Origin of the sequence: Gluconacetobacter brunescens, from assembly GCF_048695475.1 — a bacterium.
In the GTDB taxonomy this organism is placed as follows: domain Bacteria; phylum Pseudomonadota; class Alphaproteobacteria; order Acetobacterales; family Acetobacteraceae; genus Gluconacetobacter.
Genome location: NZ_JBLHEN010000001.1, coordinates 1,725,085 through 1,747,770 on the forward strand (window position 1 = coordinate 1,725,085; position 22,686 = coordinate 1,747,770).

A 22,686-nucleotide genomic window follows, 5' to 3' on the forward strand; every position below is an offset into this window, starting at 1 on the left:
GGCCACGCCCCTTGTCGCCGGCCCGCCGGGTCCCGACCTTGCCATCATCGGGGATTGAAGGCACCAGTCCCCGGACGAACACGCAGGACACGGGCACGACGGGGCAACACGATGCGGCAGGGCACCACCGGGCATGGCGGCACGGGCATTATGACGCCGGCACTCCGCCCGCCGCCGATCCCGGCCGCGCCGGCTCCCGCCCGTCCCGCCACCGGACACACGCCATGAGCGCACCCGACGAACCGGGCTGGTTCCCCATCGCCCTGCGCCTGCGCGACGCCAGGGTGCTGGTCGTCGGCGGCGGCGGCATCGCGCTCAACAAGATCCGCCTGCTGCTGGCCCACGCCGCCCGCATCGAGGTGCTTGCCCCCACGCTGGACGACGCGCTGGCCAGCCTGCGCGACGCGGGCGACATCCACCACATTCCCGCCGAAGCCCACGCGGACCAGCTCGACGCCCTGCTCCCCGGCTGCCGGCTGGTCTATGCCGCGACCGATGACCGCACCGTCAACCGCGCCGTCGCCGCCCGCGCCGACGCACTGAACATCCCGGTCTGCGCGGTCGACGACCCCACACCCTCCAGCTTCATCACCCCCGCCCAGATCCATCGCGGCCCGGTACGGATCGCGATTTCCACCGGCGGCGCCGCCCCGGTCCTCGCCCGCCGCCTGCGCGAGCGCATCGAGGCCGCCATGCCCGCCGGGCTGGACAATCTGGCCCGCTTCCTGCGCGACGCCCGCGCCCACGTCGTCACACGCTGCCCCGACATCGACCGCCGCCGCCGCGTGTGGGAAGCCTTCCTCGACGGCCGGGGCGGCGAAGCCGCCCAGCGCGGCGACACCGAAGCCGCCCGCCAGATACTGGACCACCTGCTGGACGACACCCCCGTCACCGGCGAGGTCTGGCTGGTCGGCGCCGGCCCCGGCGACCCGGACCTGCTGACCCTGCGCGCCTTGCACCTGATGCAGAACGCCGATTCCGTGCTCTACGACCAGCTCCTGCCGCCCGACCTGCTGGACCGCGTGCGGCGCGACGCCACGCGGGTCTTCGTCGGCAAGCAGCGCGACCGCCACACCATGCCGCAGGAGCAGATCAATGCCGAACTGATCCGCCGCGCCCGCGCCGGCGAACGCGTGCTGCGCCTCAAGGGCGGCGACCCGTTCATCTTCGGCCGGGGCGGCGAGGAAATCGAGGCGCTGGTCGCAGCCGGCATCCCCTTCCAGGTGGTCCCCGGCATCACGGCGGCCAGCGGCTGCGCCGCCTATGCCGGCATTCCCCTCACCCACCGCGACTGCGCGCAATCCTGCCTGTTCGTCACCGGCCACGCCCGCAAGGACGGCACGCTGGACCTACCGTGGGAGCGCATGGCCGGCAGCGGCCAGACCATCGCCATCTACATGGGCGTCAGCGCCCTCCCCGACCTCTGCGCCATGCTCATCCACCACGGCCTGCCCCCCGACTGGCCCGCCGCGATCATCGAACGCGGCACCCGCCCCGACCAGCGCGTCCTCACCGGCACGCTACAAACCCTCCCCTCCCTGGCCCGCACCAACAACGTCGGCAGCCCGGCCCTGATCCTGGTCGGCGAAGTCGTCCACCACCGCGTCATATCTTCTTCTTTTTATAAAGAAAAAGAAAATATACTTTAATTATCTCATAATTATTTCAACAAAACAACATTAATATTTCAGACGGAACAGAAGAGCAAAAATCCCACATCGGAATGCTGTTGGTGGCTCATCTCAATCGGTTTCATGGCTGAAAGGTAAGCGTCCGGATCTCGAACACTTGACGTCCGCTGACGACGCGACAGTATCCGCGGCACGCCGTCTGGGTGGCAACAGCCGCAATCTGGATTTCCCAGCAGACGGCGGCATCTCTCTTGAGGCGCCAGTCCTGACACACTCTACCTTGTATGAAGTGTTGCAAACTAGTATAGAACGCAAGCAACTATTCCACGTGTAGAGACTATGACCCTTGTGACCGGCGACCTCAGGTTAAGTGACCGCAGCGCTTTTTTTTCTTACGTTGCCGAGTTGGATAAGGAGGGCAGAAAGCATGGGGCCAGACGCTATCACCGCGCCCTTTCTCAGGTTGAAGCTGAGCTAAACAGAGCCTTTGCGACTCTTGCCGCAGAAGGCCAGAACCTCGTTCGACAAATCGAAGAATCCCGCAAGGCAAAGGCCATCAGTGAGAGGCTAAACGAAGAAGCCGATGGTGGAGATGCCAGAGAGAAGGCTGCTGATGATGTCTTCCATCCACTGTTCTCGGCCAGACAGGAATGGATGCAAGCCATTGAGGCCATAAGAGGCAAATGGACCCAGTCCGTCAAAGCATACAGGCAACGCGATGACTTCGCTCTCAGGCGCGGCAGGGGCCGGATGGTCTGTGTCTTCGGGAAGGTGAAAGCTGGCAAATCGTCGCTAGGCAATTATGTCGCCTATGGCGTATCCACCCCGACGTCTAACATCGTTGCCGACGCCTCACCGCAACCCAACTTCTTCTACGAGACCTGTAGCGGCCTCAACGAGAAGATGACATCTGAAATCATGGAGAGGCAGAGGCACTTCGGCATCGGTATTGCCGAGACCACGTCCTCCATTCAGGGCTTTTCACTACCCGGGTTTACATGGGTGGACACACCGGGCGTTGATTCCGTCAACGCCGCCAATGGTGATCTAACCTATCAGTATATCGACGCTTCAGACCTCATTATCTTTACCCTGAACTCCAGCAGCCCTGAGCGTGAATCCGACCGGGCCAAGATTGTATCCTTCCTTCGCCGGGGGAAGCCGCTCATGGTGGTCATTACAGCCAGCGACAGCGTTGAGGAGGACGAAAGCCCCAAAGGTGAATACATCAAGGTCCTGGTCATGAAATCCGATGCCGTTCGGCAGGAACAATGCACCAGGATGAGGGCATTCATAGAGAGCGCACTGGATCCGGAGGAAGCTGGCCGGTACGATTTCTCCGTCGTATCCCTGTCTGCCCGCTACGCCTGTGAAGGCGAGGGAACGGAAGAGGAGCGGTGGGTGGAAAGTGGGATGCAGGGGTTCTTTTCGAACCTGGCGACCACCTTCCATGCACAGGGAGAAAGCGTGCGTGAGCGGACCGCGCTTAGGGACATCAAGACTTGCCTAGAAGAAACGCTGGACAGTTTGGCTTCCTATGAAGCTCCTGATGCAGCGTTTGCCAAGGAGATTGACTCGGCGCTGACGATGCTGGGCAAGCGCTGCAGGGAAGCCCAAGCCAAGGCAAGTCCTGTCTTCATGGAATTTGCATCAAACCTTGCCATCATCGCCGCCAAGCACAAGACAAGCAGCCTCTTACGCCAGCGCCTGAAGACGGGCTTCAAGGACAGCCTGCAGGAAGTGGCGACTGACCTCTACCATGAAATAGGATGCTGGCATGGCAGGAGGCCAAATTTCCAGTTTACCCTCTCCTCGGGTATTCCGGACTTCAAGGACACTTTTGTCACCACAAAGCGGGAGAGCAAACTCGGTAGCAATATCGGGGATGCAGTAGGTTCGGTTGTTGGTGGATTCGCGGGCTTGGTCGGAGGCCCATTAGGGGCAGCGGCGGGAAGTGCTGCGGGCTCGTTTGCCGGTGGGATGACCGGCAGCATTTTTGACGGCACCACCGAAACTCAGGTGAAGACAGGTGACAATACTTCAGTCGTTGTGGCCAACTGTAAGCGCCAGATAGGTATCTGGCTGGATGAGGCCTTCTCCCAGATGAGAACTGACCTGAAGATCTGGCTTAAAACTGACACCCTATCTTCTCTGAAGTTGATGCAGGCTGAAGTCAGTCATCTGAAGAACATCGTCTCCAGCAATCTGGAGAGCCTGAAAAAGGACTTTGGCCATGGCAATTCCTGAATTTACCCCCATCCTGGATACCTTCGGGAATGTCAGGCCGGTAATTGACCGGTGGCTGGGTGCTGGAGCCAGCGCCGAAATGGCGTCTGCACTTGAAGAGAAGTCCAAGACGGACCGGCCACGCATCATGGTCTATGGCGTCTACAATGCCGGAAAGAGCACGCTGCTCAATGCCCTGATTGGCTCCGAGGAAGCCTCCATGGCTGACCGCCCGGAAACCGCCGAAATTAAGGGCTACGACTGGCTCGGCTACACGCTGCTGGATACGCCGGGCATTGATGCGCCCATTGAGCATGAGAAAGTCACCGAGGAATCCCTCAACAGGAGCGATGTGGTTCTCTTCGTGGTTGCTGTCGGCGGGGTCGCAGCCGAGAGCGCAACGTGGAATGCTCTCACGGACATTGTCTCACGCGGCCGCCGGGTCATGGTCGTCATCAATGACAAGATGGCGCTCGACCGTGGTGGCGAGGAATACCTGACAGTCATCAACAACGCGCGTGCCCATATGCAGGAAGCCGCACAAAAGGCTGATATCAAGGACATCCTCGACAAGGTCGATGTCTGTGTCGTCAACGCCCGGACCGCGCTAAAGGGTCGAATGCAGAACAAATCCTTGCTCATCCGGAGCAGCGGCCTGGAAGAACTGGAGCAGAAACTGTTCGCCTTCTTCGGGAAGTGTAACTTTTCTGATGTGTGCCATTCTGCAGCCCGGGATGTCCTGGAACTGGTGGACAAGACGTCAATCGCCCTCGAGATAAAGGCTGGCGACGACGAAAGCCGTAGTGTCGAGGAACTGGCGCAGGCGGTTCGCAAGAGCAAGGAACAGACCCTTCTCAAGACCCGCTCACGACTCGAGAACATCGTCGAGAACTCCCGGCCCAGGGTGATTTCCTTCTGTCGCTCCAAGGCAGAGAATCCAGACCAGTCAGACGAGGGCCTCGAGAACATCACCCTGCGCATGCAGGATGCTCTGATCGAGTTCCTGAGCGCCGAGCTGGAAGCTGAATTCAAAAATCTGGACCAGGATGTGGAGAAGGTCGCCCGTTTTGCGGCCAAGGGTCGCCTCGGCGGCAACACGATAAATATCGGCCATCAGAATGGAGCTTCGGGCCCCGGCATTGGAAAACACGTCTCGAAATTTGGGGAAGCACTGGGTTCCAATATCAGCTCTCTTCCGGCAGAGGAGGTTACCTCTGTCGTCAAAAGCGTTCTGATGTATGGCAAGGACCTATCCAAAACGGATATGGGGAAGTTCCTGAAGCCTTTATTCCATGGGAAGGGCGTCGTTAAACTGGGGGCTACGGCCTCCAAGATCAGCAAGGCGCTAGGTCCGGCACTCAGCATCGCTACGGGCCTGGTGAGTGTTGGCATGGCCATCAAGCAGGAGATGAATGAGCGCAGGGCCATGGAGAGGATCGCGAAGGCTATTGACGACGCTGCTTCCACATACCTGGCCGATTTCAAGCAGGATGCCTCAGGCTGGGTGACAGAGCATGTGAAGGAAGTCTTCGCCCATCTGGAGAAGAACGTCGCCGAAAGACAGAAGGAACTCCAGGCGGAGAATGCAGAGTTGCAGCACGACCGCAAGCTTCTGATGGGCACACAGCAGGCCCTGGCAGGATATCTGGACTGAGGGCAAGTTGGGGGCGGGTCACGTCCTCATATCTGGCCCCGATGCCGCTTATGCAGTACCAGGCGAAGTAATACGGCATCCTTTTCATCACCGGTCTGGATGATCTTTTCGACGTAGGCCACCACAGTTCGGCCCGGCTGAACCGTCAGGACACATCCGCCATCAGCGAGACGTGCGCGCAGGTAATCTTCCACCCCTCATCGGTGCGGATCCATGTCTGGCTCTGCCGCCCGATGCGCGCCGCCCCCTCGCGCTGGAATTCCAGATTGACGGTCGCCAGATCACTCCCGAAGGTCGTCACCACCCGGCGCAGCACCCGCCGCTGCGGCGACCCGCCGACACGCCCCAGGCGAAAGGCCGCGATCTCGGCAAAACCGTACAACACCTCACCCACGCCATAACGGATCGTCTCCGGCGCATTGCGAAACAGCGCATCCAGAACATCCAGGTCATTGGCCATCAGCGCCGCTTCGTACCGGTCGGACATCGCAGTCACTTCGTCCACGATGGCGGGGTCGTCGATCAGGAGCATGGTGCAATACCTTCATAAAACGACGAGACTGCGGCAGGCCGCCCAGGGGTAATCATGCAGAAAGCATCGCTTTCCAGTTTCCAGCACGTTCTACAGGCGCACCGTATTGCAGGCCACGCGAAAAATATAATAAACAATCCGCGCCATAACTTCCAAGAACGCCGGCTTCGGCCATCATATCCGACGGAAGACAAGCCTCCCGCATCCCTCCCGTCACGTCACGTCATGACATTCAGCGCGACTTGCTGCCGCAGGATATCCGCGATCCTGTTCCTGCTTTCCGCATCCGCAACCTGGTGGCTCAACACCGCGACATTGATGACGGCCGTCCGCTGCATGGCAGGCTCCACAAATGCAACGCCGATACCTGCAATACCCGGAATGAAGTGGCCCGGATTATAACTGTACCCGTTCCGTATACACTCTTCCACCATCTCCCTTATGACCGTCACCTTCAGGCCATACCTGGCATAGGCGCCCTCATTTTTCTTGAGGATGATTTCTCTGTATTGCTCCGCTTCCGCAGCAAGCAGGGCAATACCGGCCGCACCGATCCCAAGGCTGCGCCTCTCCCCGACATCGTAGGGAATGACCAGAATCGCCGCGCTGCTGATGACACGGTCGATACATACCATCTGCCCCCCCGCATTGACCGATAGATACGCGCTGCATTTCAGGGCGGCGACGATGTCCTGCATGGCCTGCCGCGCACGCTCCTGAAAACTGTTCCGTGAGAACAGTTCCATCATCGCGAGGTAGCTCTTTCCGATCTGATAACGGCGCGTCATCGGATTCTGGTCCAGCACCCCCTCCCGCCGCAAGGCCTGGAGAATGCGATGGATCGTGGCCGGCGCCAGATCGATTTCAGCCGTCAGGTCCGTCAAACGCACCCCCTGCCCTCCCTGCCCTGCAACGATGCGCAAGATCTGAAAGGCACGCCCGATCGCCTGTGTTCCTGGATTTTTCTGGTCTTTTACCAATCTGGTCTTGGAGCACGGGTTTGAGCGCATAGGTTCCACTTTCCACATAGTGATATTCTTTCATCCACATATCAATATACGTTGTCATTGATCATAAAGATATTATACGCTCATAAAAGAGATAAACGACCGACTAGATTTTTCTACGATTTTTTTTGTTGTTTCGAGCCAAAACTTCGAAATTCGTCAGGAAAATCAATAGGTCATGCCAGTCAGGAAAAGGTTCGGCATTCCGATGTCTGCACGTCTTTCAGTCGCTGCCCGTCCCTCGGCGAGCAAGCCCCTCGCCATGCCGGCCAGCCCATGTCGCCCGTTCTGCGCCGACCGCCGCGCAGCGCACGACGAAGCACGGTCCTGTTGACGAAACAGCTACCGTCGACCGCCCACCTGATTCGCATCTTCCTACCCGTCACGACGCGGTCGCTCCGCTCGCCCCAAATACCATCAGCCCGATGAAACCGACAGTCCGGCGAAGACGCCGTCGAAAGTCATTTCTCGTGAGACACTGAGGAATTTTAACAACATGAAGCATGATGTCCGTCCACGCGCCCTGCCATTCCGAAGCGACCGGCCCGTGCGGTGGGGCAGAACCACCCGCCTATCCGCCATCGCATGCCTCGTCAGCCTGGCCTATGCCGAAAACCCGGGACTCGCCGCAGATAAATCAGGTGATATCAAAAGAAAATCCTCTTACCTCCCGGTCGATACCAGAGCGGCTGTAGCGAGGCGTCAGCCTCCCAAGCAGGAAGAAACCATCTATGTCACCGCTACTCGTCAACGGACGGACCCTCAGAAAACACCTGTCGCTGTCGGTGTCGTCACATCGTCCGAACTCCGCAAGCGCGATCTGCGAACACTCACCAGTTTGAGCAGTTCGACAGCGGGCTTGCAGATTCCGGCCCCGTTTGGAAACAACGTACCCTACATTTTCATCCGGGGCCTCGGAACGACCGTACCCACATATAGTTCGGCCGTAGGCGTATATGTCGATGACGTCTACCAGTCACGCACCATCAATGGCGGGGTCTTCGGCCTGCCGGATGTCGAGCGAATAGAAATCCTGCGTGGACCGCAGGGAACGCTGTACGGCCAAAATACCAGTGCCGGCGCGGTCAAGATCATCAGTCGGACGCCTGGGAACAAGACCACAGGTTATCTGGGAATCGCCGGAGGAACATACGGCCAGTTGAACGGTGACGCTTACATTTCCGGACCGATCATCAAGGACGTTCTCTCGGCCAGCCTTGCCTACGCACACAATGAAAACAATGGTTACACGTATAACAGAACCCTGAAGGAAAACGTCAATCGGACACTTAGCGACCAGGGGCGCGTCAAAATTCATTTTACGCCATTACGTGATCATGGACCGGATTTCCTGCTTTCGGTCTATTACCTGGGAGACCGTTCAGACAATTCCGAACCCTCGCCCGTGGGCGTTCCAGGCAGCAATCCCCGTGTGACTTATGACAATGTCGATCCACGCTACCGTAATAACGCGCTTCTGACGTCCTTCACGGCAACACAGAAAATCAATACGCACCTTACCTTTCGTGCCATTACGGGTTTTCGTCATTTCAACAATTCCCCCGATCCATGGACGGTCGATGGCGTTGCCACGAATACATACCAATGGCTTCTGAACATGAAGCAGAACCAGTTTTCGCAGGAAGCCCAGATTCAGGGCCACTACAATCGACTCTCATTTACGTCGGGCGTCATCGATTACCACGAGATCTATGACGTCTATCGTCCCAGCGTCACAAATAATGTCTATGCTGGCATATCCAGCCACACGACCGTGGACAGCGTCGGCTTTTATGGCCAGGGCCACTATCAGATCACCAGCAAGCTCGGTCTCACCCTCGGCCTGAGATATTTCACCGAATGGGATAACTACCGCAATACCGGATATCGTTACGGTAACAGCTACACGCGACTTTCGACCTTGTATAATCTAACAGGGCTGCACCAGCATACCAACGGGTTCACGCCAAAAGGCGGGCTGGACTATACATTCAATAAAAAGATATACGGATATCTAAGCATAACACGCGGTGAAAAATCAGGAGGGTTCAATCCTGTCGCCGCCAATGCCGCCGTGGCAACGATACCCGTCATGCCAGAGTGGGTTACAACCTACGAAGCCGGCTTCAAATACACTTCGCCAGACAGAAAGTACATCGTAAACATCGATGGATTTTATAATGACTTTTCAAATTACCAGACAACTTTGCGCAATGCCTACTATAACGGGCAGATCGTGAATGGTGCTGTCGCGATCAATGCGGAAAGCGCGCGAACTTACGGCGGAGAAGCAGAAACCGTTCTGCACCCCACGAACGATCTGACGATCCGCCTGAACGCGACTTTATTGCAGGCCGACTTTACAAACTTCAACAAGAAAACCGCCGTCGGAAATGTGAATTATACTGGCAATGCCCTTCCCTACACCTCCCGGTGGAACGTGGGGGGAAACGTCACCTATACACTGCCTCTCGATCCAAAAATCGGCGCGATCTCACTGATGGCAAACGTCCGTTATACATCGAGAAGTTATGGCGACATAGCGAACACGGTCCGCATTCCCAAACAGGTCCACCTCGACATCGGCGCCTATTATACCGCTCCCGGCTCACATTGGGGCGGTTATGTCCGTGCTGATAACCTCATCAACAGCACCTATGCCGTGGGCGGACTGCCCAACATGCTCGGCGTATCGGGCCTGGCCGCGACTGTCTACAATCCTCCCCGCATGATTATTGTCGGTGCCAACTACAGTTTCTAATCATCCAATCAGGAGATCGTCCATGACGGAAGAACGTCTTGATCGCATCCGCCTCGGCCTGAGGCTTCATGGCGGCGGCGGCCACTGGCGCGACGCCGACATCCGGCCCGATGCCAGCATCCGGATCGAAAGCTATATCGAATCCGCCGAAATCGCCGAGGAAGGCAAATACGATTTCGGGTTCATTGCCGATTCCAGCTACATTACCGAAGATTCGACCTGGCCCTATGTCAGCCGGCTGGAACCGCTCACCGCGCTGTCGGCGGTCGCCGCCCGCACGTCACGCCTGGGGCTGGTCGGCACGGCCAGCACCTCCTACAGCTTTCCCTTCACCACGGCGCGGCAGTTCGCCTCGCTCGATCACATTAGCCACGGCCGCGCCGGCTGGAACGCCGTCACCGCGGCCCTCGAGGGCGTCGCCCGCAATTTCAACGGCGACCGATTGCACGACCATGCCCTGCGCTATCGCATCGCCCGCGAATATATCGATGTCGTCAAGGGATTGTGGGACAGTTTCGAAGACGATGCCTTCGTGCGCGACCGGGCCCGCAACCTGTATGTCGACTGGGCGAAGATGCACCGGCTGAACCACAAGGGCGAATTCTTCGAGGTCGAAGGTCCACTCAATCTGGAGCGTCCTCCCCAGGGCCACCCCGTCATCTTCCAGGCCGGCGCGTCCGAGGCCGGGCGCGACCTCGCCGCACGCCATGCGGAAGCCGTCTTCTCCACCTTTACCGAATCCGACGACCTCGCCAGCGGACAGGCCTACTACGCTGACGTCAAATCCCGCGCCGTCGCCTACGGTCGCGCGCCCGAGGACATCCTGATCTTCCCCGCGATCAGCCCGATCGTCGGTGCCACCCAGGCCGAAGCCGATGCGAAATACGAACGCGAACTGGCCTGGGTCGATGTCGGCCACGCCGTCAAGTTCCTCAGCCGCTATTTCAGCTTCTTCGATTTCAGCCGTTTCCCGCTCGACGAACCACTGCCCGACCTCGGCGATATCGGGGCCAACAGTTTCAAATCCACGGCGGAATATTACATCCGCCTGGCGCGCGAGGAAAAACTGACCCTGCGCCAGCTCGCCTATCGCGCCGCCAGCCCCAAGGGCAGCTTCGTCGGCACGCCCCGGGCGATCGCCGACCGCATGCAGCAGGCGTTCGAACAGCGCGCCGTCGACGGCTTCATCCTCTACGTCACCCACGCCCAGGCTCGCGACTTCAACCGGCACGTCCTGCCCCTGCTGCGCGAACGCAACCTGTTCCGGCACGAATACGAGGGCACGACCCTGCGCGAGCATCTCGGCCTGCGCACCCCCGCCCACCACCGGAGCAACGCATCATGACCGGGCAGGACAAGACCTATTACGGCAATTCCGACCGTATCTGGCATTCGCTCGCCCAACGCGGCCAGCAGGCGGCCGGCAACCCGGCCGCCGAAGGCTCCGCCTTGCTCGACCCGCCCGTCTTTACCTCCGCCGAAGCGCAGAGGCAGGACAGCCTGCGCCGCCTGGCCGCATCGTTCCGCGTCTTCGCCAAACTCGGCTACGAGGAAGGCGTCATGGGCCACATCTCGTTCCGCGACCCCGAATTTCCCGACCGGTTCTGGATGAATCCATTCGGCCTGTCCTTCGCGCTGGTGCGCGTGCGCGACCTGATGTGCATCACGCTGGACGGGCAGGTGGTGCATGGCGGCGGCTTCCCGCATATCGGCGGGGTCCCGCAGCATTCCGCGGTCTACCGGGCGAACCCCGACATCCAGTCGGTCGCGCACACCCATTCGGCGGCCGGCAAGGCATGGTCGGTCTTCGGGCGCCCCCTGCGCCCCATCTCGACCGAGGCCGCCGTCTTCCACGGCCGCCACGTCGTCTACGACACCCATCTGCACGGCGAGCGCGAATCCCTGGGCGCCGCCGCGGCCGGCAACCGCGCCGTCATCATGCAGAATCACGGCATCCTGACCACCGGCAGCACGGTGGACGAAACGGTCTACCTGTTCCTGTCGCTCGAAAAAGTCTGTGCCGAACAACTGATCGCCGAACAGATCGGCGGCGCGCTCACGATCCCGGAAGAGGCGGTCGAACGGATCAGCGCACATTTCGACGCCTATCGCGGCTGGCTGAACTTCCAGCCGACATACCAGGCGATCGTACGGGAACAGCCGGACCTTCTGCAATGAATGCATCGCCAGTCCCCCACATCGCCGGCAGCACCGCCGATCTCTTCCGCTCCGGGAGCCCATCACGGAAAGGATATGATCAGCCATGATTCGAGACCGACGGAATTTTCTCAAGGTCGCGCTCGTCACACCGACAGCGCTCGCCACCGATATCCTCCCCGCCACGTCGTCCTCAAAAGAGATTCCAGCTACATCTCGCACATTGGCAGCCGGAAACGTGAACGCGGCTCGGAGCTATTCATTTCTCCGTCCCGCCGAAGCGGATTTCGTGGAAGCGGTAGCCGATCATATGGTGCCGGCCGATACGCTCTCTCCGTCCGGGACCGATATCGGCATTCCGGCCTATATCGACAGAGCCTTGGGCGGTGCCTGGGGATCTGGCGAGGGGCTCTATCTTGGCGGTCCATGGGGGCGAGGCACACCCAGCCAGGGATACCAGCTCCCACTGACTCCAGCCGAACTGTTCCGGAGCGGTCACGAAATTTTCTCAAAATATATTTTTCTACACCATAAAAAAACATTCGAACGGATGGATTTTCAAGAAAAAGAGAGTACCCTGAACGACCTCTTCTCAATAGTTCCTCAATTGGCACCGGAGGAACTGTTGGAAAATTTCTCGTCACTTCTATACCAGTTAGTCATTGAAGGGCTTTTCAGCGATCCCGTCCATGGTGGCAATCATGACAAGGCCGGCTGGAAATTGGTTGGCTTTCCCGGCGTCGTCGCGACACACACCCGGCATGTCGTCGACTATCTCGATAAGCCTCTTCCGATAAGAGATTATTTTTCAATTTCCGATATCAGCTGAAAATACAGGATGGAGTGCGATATGAGGACGTTACCAGAGGTCGACATACTGATTGTCGGCATGGGATGGACCGGTGGCATCGTGGCGCGAGAGTTGGCAGAAACGGGCTTGCGGATCGTAGGCCTGGAGCGCGGCGCCGAACGCACGACCGAACAGGATTTTTCGTTACCGCACATTCGCGACGAGCTGACGTATGGCGTGCGAATGGGGCTCATGCAGAATGTAAGGCGCGATACGCTCAGTTTCCGCAATTCCGACGACCAGATCGCCCGTCCGATGCGGCGCCTGGGGTCATTTCTGCCCGGAGAAGGCGTCGGTGGCTCAGGCGTCCATTGGAACGGCCTGAGCTGGCGCTGGAGCGACAACGAGTTCAAAATCCGCTCTCGTTATATTGAAAGATACGGGCGCCGTTTCATACCGGATGACATGACCATCCAGGATTGGGGCATCAGCTACGCCGACCTTGAGCCCCATTATGAGCGTTTCGAGCGTATTTCAGCAGTTTCCGGGCAGGAAGGACGGTTGGGCAACCAGAAAATTCCGGGTGGCAATCCCTATGAGGAACCCCGCCGGCATGGATATCCATTACCCCCCCTGGAACCGGTTCTTGCATCGGCCCTGTTCGCGAAAGCGGCACAAGAGGCGGGTTACGCACCGTTTCCTGTCCCGGTCGCCAACGCCTCCCGCCCTTACGTCAATCCAGATGGAATTCCATTTGGTCAATGCCAATATTGTGGATTTTGCGAGAGATTCGGTTGTGAGACCAACGCAAAAGGCAGCCCCCATCATACCGTCATTCCGGCTGCCAGGCGTTTTGAAAATTTCGAATTGCGCACCCATGCGCGCGCGCTCCGTCTCCGAACCACCGATGGCGGCCGACGCGCGACAGGTGTCGAATATCTCGATCTTCTGACCGGAGAATCCGTATTCCAGCCAGCGGCCCTGATCGTGCTCGGAGCCTATGCCCTGGGTAATACCCATCTTCTGCTGACATCCGATATCGGCGCACCGTATGATCCACGAACCGGAGCCGGCCTGGTCGGAAAGAATTACGCTTACAATACGGGCGCGGCATCGACGCTGTTCTTCGAAGACAGGTCCTTCAATCCTTTCATCGGTGCCGGCGGGAATTATAGTGCCATTGATGATTTCAACGGCAACTGGGACTTCGATCGATCGACCGAGGGCTTTGTCGGCGGGGTGCTCTTCATGTCCGGCAATACAAACGGGCGCCCGATCGGCCGTCATCCCGTTCCACCCGGAACACCAAGATGGGGAACGCTCTGGAAAAATCACGTCGCGCATTACTATCAGCGAAACATGACCATCCAGAGCATGGGCAGCGTGATGCCCAGTCGGCGCAATTATCTCGATCTTGATCCGCTCCACCTCGATCCATATGGCAACAGGATGCTGCGACTTACGTTCGATTTTTCAGAAAACGATCGGAAATCGATCAATTTTTCAGCAAGGAAGATAAATGATATCGCCGCGGCCCTGAAGCCGGACCACGTCATTCCCGCTAAAGGACTGTCCGGACCATATGCAATCAGTCCCTATCAGGGAACGCACAACACCGGCGGCACCATCATGGGTGAAGACCGCACGACCGGCGTCGTCAACAAATTCGGCCAATGCTGGGACGTCCCAAATCTCTTTATCGTTGGCGGCTCCACGCTGCCGCATAACGCCGCGACCAATCCAACCGCGACCCTCGGGGCGATGGCCTTTTTCACCGCCGATGCAATTCGCCACCAATATCTGCGTCAGCCCGCTTCGCTCTTGCCGCTCTGATAAGGATACATGAAATGGCGCATCTTGTCCGGCTCGGCAGAATCACGGTCGCAATCATATTGACGGCAGCCCCCGTCACCGGCGCCATATCGGCCGAAAGGAACATGGAAAAACCGGCCTTCGCCTCCTGCACGGCCTGCCACGACCTCCATGGAGATACAGACAAGCCAGGGCCGGATCTACGACATCTCGATGGCCGGCAGGCAGGATCCTTGGCAGGCTATCGTTTTTCCAGCGCGATGCGTCACAGCGGAATAACGTGGAATCGGAAAACGCTCACCGATTTCTTAACCGATCCCCAGTCCCTTGTTCCCGGAAATAAAATGCCGTTTTCCGGCGTAAGCTCCGAGCAGGAGAGAAGGGAAATAGTCGAATACCTCATAGGCGGTGGACAATGACGCGATCTCCTTGCGAAATCGCCGTCCCGCCAGGGCGACAGGCAGACATGCATCGGTCTTTCCCCTCGTCAGCGTCTCCTCCCGCCCGGCCGGTGCTGCACCGGCGGTCGCTGCTGGCCCTGTCGGCCGCGGGCGCGCTGGCGGCGGCCGACGCGGCCCTGGCCATCATGCCCGACCGGCCCATCCGGCCCGCCGCCGCCCGCCGCCCGCTGGAGCAGGAGGTCGAAGCCGCCCCGCCCGCCGTCATCCGCTTCGGCGGGCCGGGGCGCTCTCACGAGAACCAGCGGATGTGGGGATTGCTCGAAATCGCCCGCAGCCAGGGCTTTCTCGAAAGCACCCTGCGCGACACCCCGGCCGGGGCCGCCGGCGTCCGGCTGGACTATAGCGGCTTCGCCACGCCGGCGATGGTCGGCGAGGCCCTGACCAACGGCAATCTCGATTTCGGCGGCCAGGGCGAACTGATCGCCCTCCTGTCCCGCCGCGCCGGCAGCGATACCAGCCTGCTGATGCCCAACAGCCGGCTCGAAAACGCCTATCTGGTCGTCCCTCCGGATTCACCGATCCGCACCCTGGCCGACATCCGCAACAAGCGCATCGCCTATTCGCGCGGGCGCTACATCAACATCCAGGTCCTGCGCATCCTGGCCGACCACGGCATGAGCGAACGCGATTTCATCCCCGTCAACATGGACCCGGCAACCGCCGCCTCCATGCTGGCCAGCCACGCGATCGACGGCATCTTCGACGGCAGCCAGCTTGCCCTGCCCGTCCGCGACAGCGGCCTGGGCCGCATCGTCTACAACACCCGCACCACACCCGTGGAAACCGCCCAGACGGGCCTTTTCGCCCGCCGCGCCTTCGTCGCGCACTATCCGCAGACCACGCTGGCGGTCGTCCGGGCCATGGTGCGCGCCGCCCGGTGGGCCTCCCTGCCGCAGAACCGCCCGGCCCTGATGGAGTCATGGGTCTATGGCAGCCGCAACGCGGCCCGCGACGTGGCCGAGGATCTGGGCCCGGGCGACCTGATCGGCCGCACCAGCCCGCTGATCGACCCCTTCGTCCTGTCGCAATACCACCATACGCAGGACCTCGCGATCGGCGCGGGCCTGATGGACGGGCCGGTCGATATCGAAGCCTGGATGGACCGACGCTTCCTCGACCGCGCCCTGAACGATGAAGGCCTCACGACCTACTGGCCCCGCTTCGACGCGCAGGGCGTGGCCGACCGCCCCTTCATCCCCGCTGTTGCAGAAGGCGGACAATGACCCGCCCCGCCGCGCCATCCTCTCTCTCGCCGCCCCCCCTCGACCGACTGGCCGGCAGGGCGCTGGCCCTCCTGCCTCCGCTCGCCCTGCTCTTCGGCTGGCTGGTCCTGACGCGCTGGCATCTGCTGCCGCTCCAGGTCATTCCCGGCCCCGGCGCCGTCCTGCGCGCCTTCGCCACCATGGCCGCCGACGGCACCCTCCTGGCGAACGTGGCAGTCACGGTCTGGCTGCTGGTCGCGGGCTTCGCGCTGGGCGCCGCATCCGGCGCCGCGACCGGCCTGGCCATCGGGCTGTCGCCAAGGGTCCGCGACACTCTGCTGCCGGGCCTGCAGGCCATGTCCTACATTCCGGTGCTGGGCTGGCTGCCGATCTGGCTGCTGGTCATCGGTATCGGCACGACGCTGAACGTCGTCCTGGTCGCGCAGGCGGCCGCCTTTCCCATCATCTTCGGCACCTATGCCGGCGTCCGCGACGTCGCGCCGGAATACCGCGAACTCGGCGCGGTGCTGAAGCTGACACGCAGGCAGATGCTCCGGCGGATCATCCTCCCGGCCGCCTTCCCGCTGATGTGGAGCAGCATCCGCTTCGGCCTGACCAAGGCCTGGATGGCGCTGGTCACGGTCGAACTCCTGGCGTCGACGGCGGGGCTGGGTTTCCTGATGACCAACGCACGCGGCCTGTACCGGGTCGATGTGATGTTCGTGACGATCTTCCTGATCGGCGCCTTCGGCTTCCTGCTGGACGCCATCCTCCAGCGCGTCGAGGACCGTGTCCTGTTCTGGCAGAACCCGGCCGGCCGGGCCGCCAGGGACAGGAGGGCCTGATGCCGCACGCCGCCACCCGCGCCATCCCGCGCGCCCGCACCGCCGGCCGCGCCCGCCGCTTCCCTCCGCCCATGGCCGCCCGCAGGCTGCGCAGCCTCGTCCTGCCGCTCCTGCTGCTCGGCGGATGGTGGGCCGCGGCCGCCTCGGGCGCGATCGACCCCCGGCTCGGGGCCTCCCCCACCGATGTCGCGCGCTATCTGTACGACCTGCAACGCCAGGGCGGCCTGTGGCGGGCGGTCGCCAGCAGTATCGGGCGCGACCTGGCGGGCTTCGCGCTCGGGGCCGCCCCGGCCGTCATCGCCGGCCTCACGCTGGGTCTGTTTCCCCTCCTGCGGCAGGCCCTTCTGCCGACCACGCTGGCCTTCCGCCACGTCTCGATGTTCGCATGGATTCCGCTCGTCTCCGTCTGGTTCGGCGTCGGCGAAAGCGCACGGCTGGTCACCATCGCCCTTGCCGCGTGGTTTCCCGTGCTGTTCGCGACCATGGAAGGGGTCGAGCGCGTGCCCGACACCTATACCGACCTCGCGCGCGTCCTGGTCCTGACACGCTGGCAGACGGTCATGCGCGTGATCCTGCCGGCGGCCGCCCCCGCCATTCTCTCCGGCCTGTCGCTGGGGCTGATCCTGTCATGGATGGTGACGCTGGGCGCCGAATACATGCTCGCCTCCACCGACGGGGTCGGGCGCCTGCTGCTCGACGGGCGCGAGAATTTCCGCATGGACGAGGTCCTGGCCGGCGTCCTGCTGGCCGGCGGCATCGGCTTCCTCCTGCCGCTCGCCGGCACCGCCCTGCAACGATGCCTGTCCGCCCGCCCGCCCGCGCGGCACCCGGCAGGCCCCACAGCATCATGACGGCCATCATCTCAGGGAATACAGCCATGGCGGCACCCGCCCACCTCGTCCTCGACCATATCGACCGGCGCTTCGCCCTGGACGGGACGACGCTGCACGTCCTGGCCGACATCGATCTCGCCATTCCCCAGGGCGCGTTCGTCAGCCTGCTCGGCCCCAGCGGCTGCGGCAAATCGACGCTGCTGCGCATCCTGTCCGGCCTGGACAGGCCGGATGGCGGGCAGATCCTGCTCGACGGACGGCCGATCACCGAACCGGGCCTGGACCGGGGCATCGTCTTCCAGGAAGCCCGCCTGCTGCCGTGGCTGACCGTCGAACGCAACGTGGCCCTCGGCCTGATCAACGCCCCGCTCCCCGAAGCGGAAAAGAAGGCCCTGGTCGCCGACCACATCGCCCTGGTGCGCCTGAACGGCTTCGAAAACGCACTGCCCCGGCAGTTGTCGGGCGGCATGGCCCAGCGCGTCGCCATCGCGCGCGCACTGGTCGCCCGCCCCCGCGTGCTGCTGCTCGACGAACCTTTCGGCGCGCTGGACCCGCTGACGCGCCAGCATCTTCAGGACCAGCTTATGGACATCTGGCAGCAGGCGAACATCACCGCCCTGTTCGTCACCCACGACATCGAGGAAGCGACCTACCTCTCCGACCGGATCGTGGTGATGCATCCCCGCCCCGGACGGATCGCGGCAGTGCTGGATATCGACATCCCCCGCCCGCGCGACCGCGGCGATCCGCGCCTCCAGCCCGTCAGGCACAGGGCGATCGAGCTGCTGACCCAGGCCGAAACGCGCGGGGCCTGAACCGCCCCGCCTGGCCACCATCGGTATCTTCCGAACCATCAGGACCATCATGAGCGACTTCCGCGATTTCGATATTCTCCTCCTGCCGGGCTGGCACAATTCCGGCCCCGACCACTGGCAGACGGCGTGGGAGACACGTTTTCCCACCTTCCGCCGCGTCCAGCAGGCCGACTGGGACCACCCGACCTACGAAGACTGGGCCGACGCCCTGTCGCAGGCCGTCGAAGCCGCCACCCGACCCGTCATCCTCGTCGCCCACAGCCTCGGCACCTCGCTGGCCACCCGCTGGGCGATCCAGACCGGCGGCTGGGGCGTCTCCGGCGCCCTGCTGGTCGCCACCACCGATCGCGACCGGTGGGAATCCGAACCCGGCGAGCCGCAGGGCTTCGCGCCGATGATCCGCCAGCCTCTCCCCTTCCCGGCCACGATCGTCGCCAGCACCGACGACCCGCGCTGCGACTTCGCAAGGGCGCAGCAATTCGCCGAAGACTGGCGCACCCGCTTCGTCGATGCCGGCGCCCTGGGCCATATCGGCTCGGCCGCGAAACTCGGCCTCTGGCCCGAGGGACTGATCTGGCTGGGCGAACTGCTCGGCCGGCTGGACATGCACCGATGAGCGCCTCCGGCACCGCCCCCGCCATGCGCATCCACGCCGACATCACGGGCACCATCGGCGGCACGCCGCTGGTCCGCCTGTCCCGCCTGGCCCAGGCCCACGGCGTCCGGGCGCAGCTTGTCGCCAAGCTGGAATTCTTCAACCCGCTGGCCTCGGTCAAGGACCGGATCGGCATCGCCATGATCGAGGACGCCGAACGGCGGGGCCTGATCGCCCCCGGCGCCACGTTGATCGAGGCCACATCGGGCAATACCGGCATCGCCCTGGCCTTCGCCGCCGCCGCGCGCGGCTATCGCCTGATCCTGACGATGCCGGAGAGCATGTCGGTCGAACGCCGGCGCCTGCTGCGCCATCTCGGCGCCCGGCTGGAACTCACCCCGGCCGCCGAGAGCATGTCCGGCGCCATCCGCCGCGCCGAGGCCCTGGCCGCCGAAATCCCCGGCAGCCTGCTGATGCGCCAGTTCGAAAACGCGGCCAACCCCGCAATCCACGAACGCACGACGGCCCGCGAAATCTGGGCCGATACCGCCGGCACGGTCGATACGGTCGTCGCCGGCATCGGCACCGGCGGCACCATCACCGGGGTCGGGCGCGCGCTCAAGGCGCTGAACCCCGCCGTGCGCATGGTCGGTGTCGAACCCGCCGGCAGCGCCGTCCTCTCCGGCGGCAAACCCGGCCCCCACCGCATCCAGGGGATCGGCTCGGGCTTCCTCTCCGCGATCCTCGACCGCGACGTGATCGACGCAATCCTGACGGTGGAGGACGACGAAGCCATCGCCACCGCCCGCGACGTCGCCCGCCTGGAGGGCATCCCCGTCGGCATCAGCGCCGGCGCGGCCCTTGCCGCCGCCATCCGCCTGGGCAAGGCCCCCGAGGCACAGGACCGCCTGGTCGTGACGATCATCCCCAGCTTCGCCGAACGCTACCTGTCGACCACCCTGTTCGCCGACGAACCCTGACCCCGGCACGGAGATCCCGCATGTTCCACACGATCGAAATCACCCGCCCCGGCCCGCCCGACGTCCTGCAGGCCCGCACGCTGCCCGAAGCCGCGCCGGGACCGGGCGAGGTGCTGCTCCGCCAGCACGCCATCGGCGTCAATTACGTCGATACGTATTTCCGCGACGGCACGCGCCCCCTGCCCCATTACCCGGCCGGCGTGGGCATGGAAGCCGCGGGCACCGTCGAGGCCGTGGGCCCCGACGTCACCGATCTGGCGGTCGGCGACCGGGTCGCCTACGCCCATGTGCGCGGCGCCTATGCCGACCGGCGCATCGTCCGCGCCGCCGACCTGCTCACCCTGCCCGACGGCATCAGCTTCGAAACGGCGGCGGCCGCGACCCTGCGCGGGCTGACGGTGCAGGCGCTCCTGCGGCAGGTCTATCCCGTCAGGGCCGGCGAGACGATCCTGCTGCACGCAGCGGCCGGCGGCGTCGGCCAGCTCCTGGCCCAGTGGGCCAGCCACCTGGGCGTGCGGGTCATCGGCGTGGTGTCGAGCGAGGAGAAGGCTGCGATCGCGCGCCGTGCCGGCGTGGCCGAGACCCTGGTCGGCTATCACGACCTGCCCGCCCGCATCCGCGCCCTGAATGGCGGAAAGGGCGTTCCCGTCGTCTATGACAGCGTGGGCCGCGATACGTTCGAGGCCAGCCTGGACTGCCTCGCGCCACGCGGCCTGCTCGTCAGCTTCGGCAATGCATCCGGCGAAGTCACCGGCGTCTCCTTCTCCACCCTCGCCAGCAAGGGCAGCCTGTACGCCACGCGCCCCACACTGGGCACCTTCATCGCCGAGCGCACGGCCCTGGTCGGCGCGGCGACCGAACTGTACGACCTGCTGCGCCGGAACATCCTGCGCGTCGAGATCGGCCAGACCTTCCCCCTGCAAGACGCCGCAGCAGCCCATGCGGCCCTGGAATCCCGGCGCACGACAGGCAGCACGATCCTCATTCCCTGAACATCCCGACCAGACCTTCCAGAACAGGAAACATCGACCATGGCGCGAGATGGAAAGCTCAGACTGGGCATCGGCCTCCAGGGCGGCGGCGGCCACTGGCGCGATCCCGATATCGGCCCCGCCGAGGCCGTCAGCATCGAAAGCTACCAGCGCGCCGCCCGCATCGGCGAGGACGCGCTGTTCGATTTCGGATTCATCGCCGACTCACCCTACATCACACGCGATTCCACCTGGCATTTCCTCAGCCGGCTGGAACCGCTGGCCGCCCTGTCGGCCATCTCCGCCCGCACCAGCCGTCTGGGCCTGGTCGGCACGTTCAGCACCTCCTACAGCTACCCGTTCACCACCGCCCGCCAGGTCCTGACGCTGGACCATATCAGCCACGGCCGCGCCGGCTGGAACGCGGTGACCAGCGCGCTGGAAGGCATGGCCAGAAATTTCGGCGGCGAACGCCTGCACGACCACGCCCTGCGCTACCGCATCGCGCGGGAATATATCGAGGTGGTGCAGAATCTCTGGGACAGTTTCGAACCCGATGCCTTCGTGCGCAACCGCGAAACCGGCCAGTACGTGGATTGGGACAAGATGCACACCCTCGATCACAAGGGGGAATTCTTCAGCGTGGAAGGGCCGCTCAATCTGGAACGCTCCCCCCAGGGGCGACCGGTCATCTTCCAGGCCGGTGCATCCGATGCCGGGCGCGACCTCGCCGCCCGCCACGCCGACGCGGTCTTCTCCACCTTCGCCGAATCCGATGACCTGACAGCCTGCCAGGAACATTACCGGGATCTGAAAACCCGCGCCGTGGCCCATGGCCGCCATCCCGACGACATCCTCGTCTTTCCCTCGATCCGCCCGATCGTGGCCGAAACGGAAGAAGAGGCCGAGGCCAAGTACCAGCGCGAACTCTCCTTCATCGACCCCGATCACGCCGTCAAATATCTGGCGCGCTATTTCAGCTTTTTCGATTTCGGCCAGTTCCCCCTCGACGAGCCCCTGCCCGACCTGGGCGATATCGGCGCGAACAGCTTCAAATCCACCGCCGAATATTACCTGCGCCTGGCAAGGGAAGAAGGCCTGACCCTCCGCCAGTTGGCCTACCAGGCAGCCGCACCGCGCGGCATCTATGTAGGCACCCCGCAGACGGTCGCCGACCGCATCCAGCATGCGTTCGAACAGCAGACCGCCGACGGCTTCATCCTGTTCGGCACCCACGCCCACCTGCGCGACTTCACGCGCCTCGTGGTCCCGATCCTCCAGCAGCGCGGCCTCTTCAGAACCGCGTATGAAAGCACGACCCTGCGCGGCAATCTGGGGCTCGCCACACCGCGCAACCGCTACGCCGTATCATAAGCACAGGGTGGGGCATGGGGCACGCGCCCCACACCCGCCT

General features: G+C 62.5%; 19 protein-coding genes. 17 read left to right on the top strand and 2 right to left on the bottom strand.

Going from position 1 to position 22,686, the window contains the following annotated elements; all coding sequences use genetic code 11:
* The first annotated feature begins 224 nt into the window (after positions 1-224).
* The 3 genes from cysG to ACMAUO_RS07715 all read left to right on the top strand — a co-directional run bounded on the left by cysG (position 225) and on the right by ACMAUO_RS07715 (position 5,511).
* A complete protein-coding gene (gene cysG / locus ACMAUO_RS07705) occupies positions 225-1,649 on the top strand; it encodes a siroheme synthase CysG (RefSeq protein ID WP_420356332.1) in 1,425 nt (474 codons plus the stop codon).
* 321 nt (positions 1,650-1,970) lie between these two features.
* Positions 1,971-3,878 (top strand): dynamin family protein, encoded by a 1,908-nt coding sequence (locus tag ACMAUO_RS07710; RefSeq protein ID WP_420356333.1) that lies wholly within the window; start codon positions 1,971-1,973, stop codon positions 3,876-3,878.
* Complete coding sequence (locus ACMAUO_RS07715; protein WP_420356334.1) at positions 3,865-5,511, top strand: dynamin family protein; 1,647 nt, start codon at positions 3,865-3,867, stop codon at positions 5,509-5,511. The genes ACMAUO_RS07710 and ACMAUO_RS07715 overlap by 14 nt, the downstream gene beginning before the upstream one ends.
* A gap of 145 nt (positions 5,512-5,656) precedes the next feature.
* Here ACMAUO_RS07715 and hpxZ read toward each other — a convergent pair whose 3' ends face one another.
* Both hpxZ and ACMAUO_RS07725 read right to left on the bottom strand, forming a co-directional pair.
* Positions 5,657-6,043 (bottom strand): oxalurate catabolism protein HpxZ, encoded by a 387-nt coding sequence (gene hpxZ / locus ACMAUO_RS07720; RefSeq protein WP_420356335.1) that lies wholly within the window; start codon positions 6,041-6,043, stop codon positions 5,657-5,659.
* A 218-nt stretch (positions 6,044-6,261) separates the two neighbouring features.
* Positions 6,262-7,023, bottom strand: coding sequence for an IclR family transcriptional regulator (locus ACMAUO_RS07725; protein WP_420356336.1), 762 nt, complete (start codon positions 7,021-7,023; stop codon positions 6,262-6,264).
* A 523-nt stretch (positions 7,024-7,546) separates the two neighbouring features.
* Here ACMAUO_RS07725 and ACMAUO_RS07730 point away from each other — a divergent pair.
* The 14 genes from ACMAUO_RS07730 (at position 7,547) to ACMAUO_RS07795 (ending at position 22,646) form a co-directional block, all read left to right on the top strand.
* The gene (locus tag ACMAUO_RS07730) at positions 7,547-9,811 is read left to right on the top strand and encodes a TonB-dependent receptor (RefSeq protein WP_420356337.1); all 2,265 of its coding nucleotides are present in this window, start codon (positions 7,547-7,549) and stop codon (positions 9,809-9,811) included.
* A 22-nt stretch (positions 9,812-9,833) separates the two neighbouring features.
* Complete coding sequence (locus ACMAUO_RS07735; RefSeq protein ID WP_420356338.1) at positions 9,834-11,156, top strand: LLM class flavin-dependent oxidoreductase; 1,323 nt, start codon at positions 9,834-9,836, stop codon at positions 11,154-11,156.
* Complete coding sequence (locus ACMAUO_RS07740) at positions 11,153-11,989, top strand: class II aldolase/adducin family protein (RefSeq protein ID WP_420356339.1); 837 nt, start codon at positions 11,153-11,155, stop codon at positions 11,987-11,989. Before ACMAUO_RS07735 ends, ACMAUO_RS07740 begins: the two co-directional genes overlap by 4 nt.
* Before the next feature lie 85 nt (positions 11,990-12,074).
* Complete coding sequence (locus ACMAUO_RS07745) at positions 12,075-12,797, top strand: gluconate 2-dehydrogenase subunit 3 family protein (RefSeq protein ID WP_420356340.1); 723 nt, start codon at positions 12,075-12,077, stop codon at positions 12,795-12,797.
* Positions 12,798-12,818: 21 nt separating this feature from the next.
* On the top strand, positions 12,819-14,591 hold the full coding sequence (locus tag ACMAUO_RS07750; protein ID WP_420356341.1) for a GMC family oxidoreductase: 1,773 nt from the start codon (positions 12,819-12,821) through the stop codon (positions 14,589-14,591).
* Between the two features lie 14 nt (positions 14,592-14,605).
* Positions 14,606-14,989, top strand: coding sequence for a c-type cytochrome (locus ACMAUO_RS07755; RefSeq protein ID WP_420356342.1), 384 nt, complete (start codon positions 14,606-14,608; stop codon positions 14,987-14,989).
* A 47-nt stretch (positions 14,990-15,036) separates the two neighbouring features.
* Positions 15,037-16,254, top strand: coding sequence for an ABC transporter substrate-binding protein (locus ACMAUO_RS07760; RefSeq protein WP_420356343.1), 1,218 nt, complete (start codon positions 15,037-15,039; stop codon positions 16,252-16,254).
* Positions 16,251-17,078: an ABC transporter permease gene (locus ACMAUO_RS07765; RefSeq protein WP_420356344.1), complete on the top strand. Its 828-nt coding sequence runs from the start codon at positions 16,251-16,253 to the stop codon at positions 17,076-17,078. The genes ACMAUO_RS07760 and ACMAUO_RS07765 overlap by 4 nt, the downstream gene beginning before the upstream one ends.
* Positions 17,078-17,929: an ABC transporter permease gene (locus tag ACMAUO_RS07770; RefSeq protein ID WP_420356345.1), complete on the top strand. Its 852-nt coding sequence runs from the start codon at positions 17,078-17,080 to the stop codon at positions 17,927-17,929. Before ACMAUO_RS07765 ends, ACMAUO_RS07770 begins: the two co-directional genes overlap by 1 nt.
* Positions 17,930-17,955: 26 nt before the next feature.
* Complete coding sequence (locus tag ACMAUO_RS07775; protein WP_420356346.1) at positions 17,956-18,726, top strand: ABC transporter ATP-binding protein; 771 nt, start codon at positions 17,956-17,958, stop codon at positions 18,724-18,726.
* A 49-nt stretch (positions 18,727-18,775) separates the two neighbouring features.
* Positions 18,776-19,342, top strand: coding sequence for an RBBP9/YdeN family alpha/beta hydrolase (locus ACMAUO_RS07780; RefSeq protein WP_420356347.1), 567 nt, complete (start codon positions 18,776-18,778; stop codon positions 19,340-19,342).
* On the top strand, positions 19,339-20,301 hold the full coding sequence (gene cysK / locus ACMAUO_RS07785; protein ID WP_420356348.1) for a cysteine synthase A: 963 nt from the start codon (positions 19,339-19,341) through the stop codon (positions 20,299-20,301). The genes ACMAUO_RS07780 and cysK overlap by 4 nt, the downstream gene beginning before the upstream one ends.
* Positions 20,302-20,321: 20 nt before the next feature.
* On the top strand, positions 20,322-21,293 hold the full coding sequence (locus tag ACMAUO_RS07790; protein ID WP_420356349.1) for a quinone oxidoreductase family protein: 972 nt from the start codon (positions 20,322-20,324) through the stop codon (positions 21,291-21,293).
* 39 nt (positions 21,294-21,332) lie between these two features.
* Entirely contained in the window at positions 21,333-22,646 is a 1,314-nt protein-coding gene (locus ACMAUO_RS07795) for an NtaA/DmoA family FMN-dependent monooxygenase (protein WP_420356350.1), read from the top strand.
* The last annotated feature ends 40 nt before the right edge of the window (positions 22,647-22,686 follow it).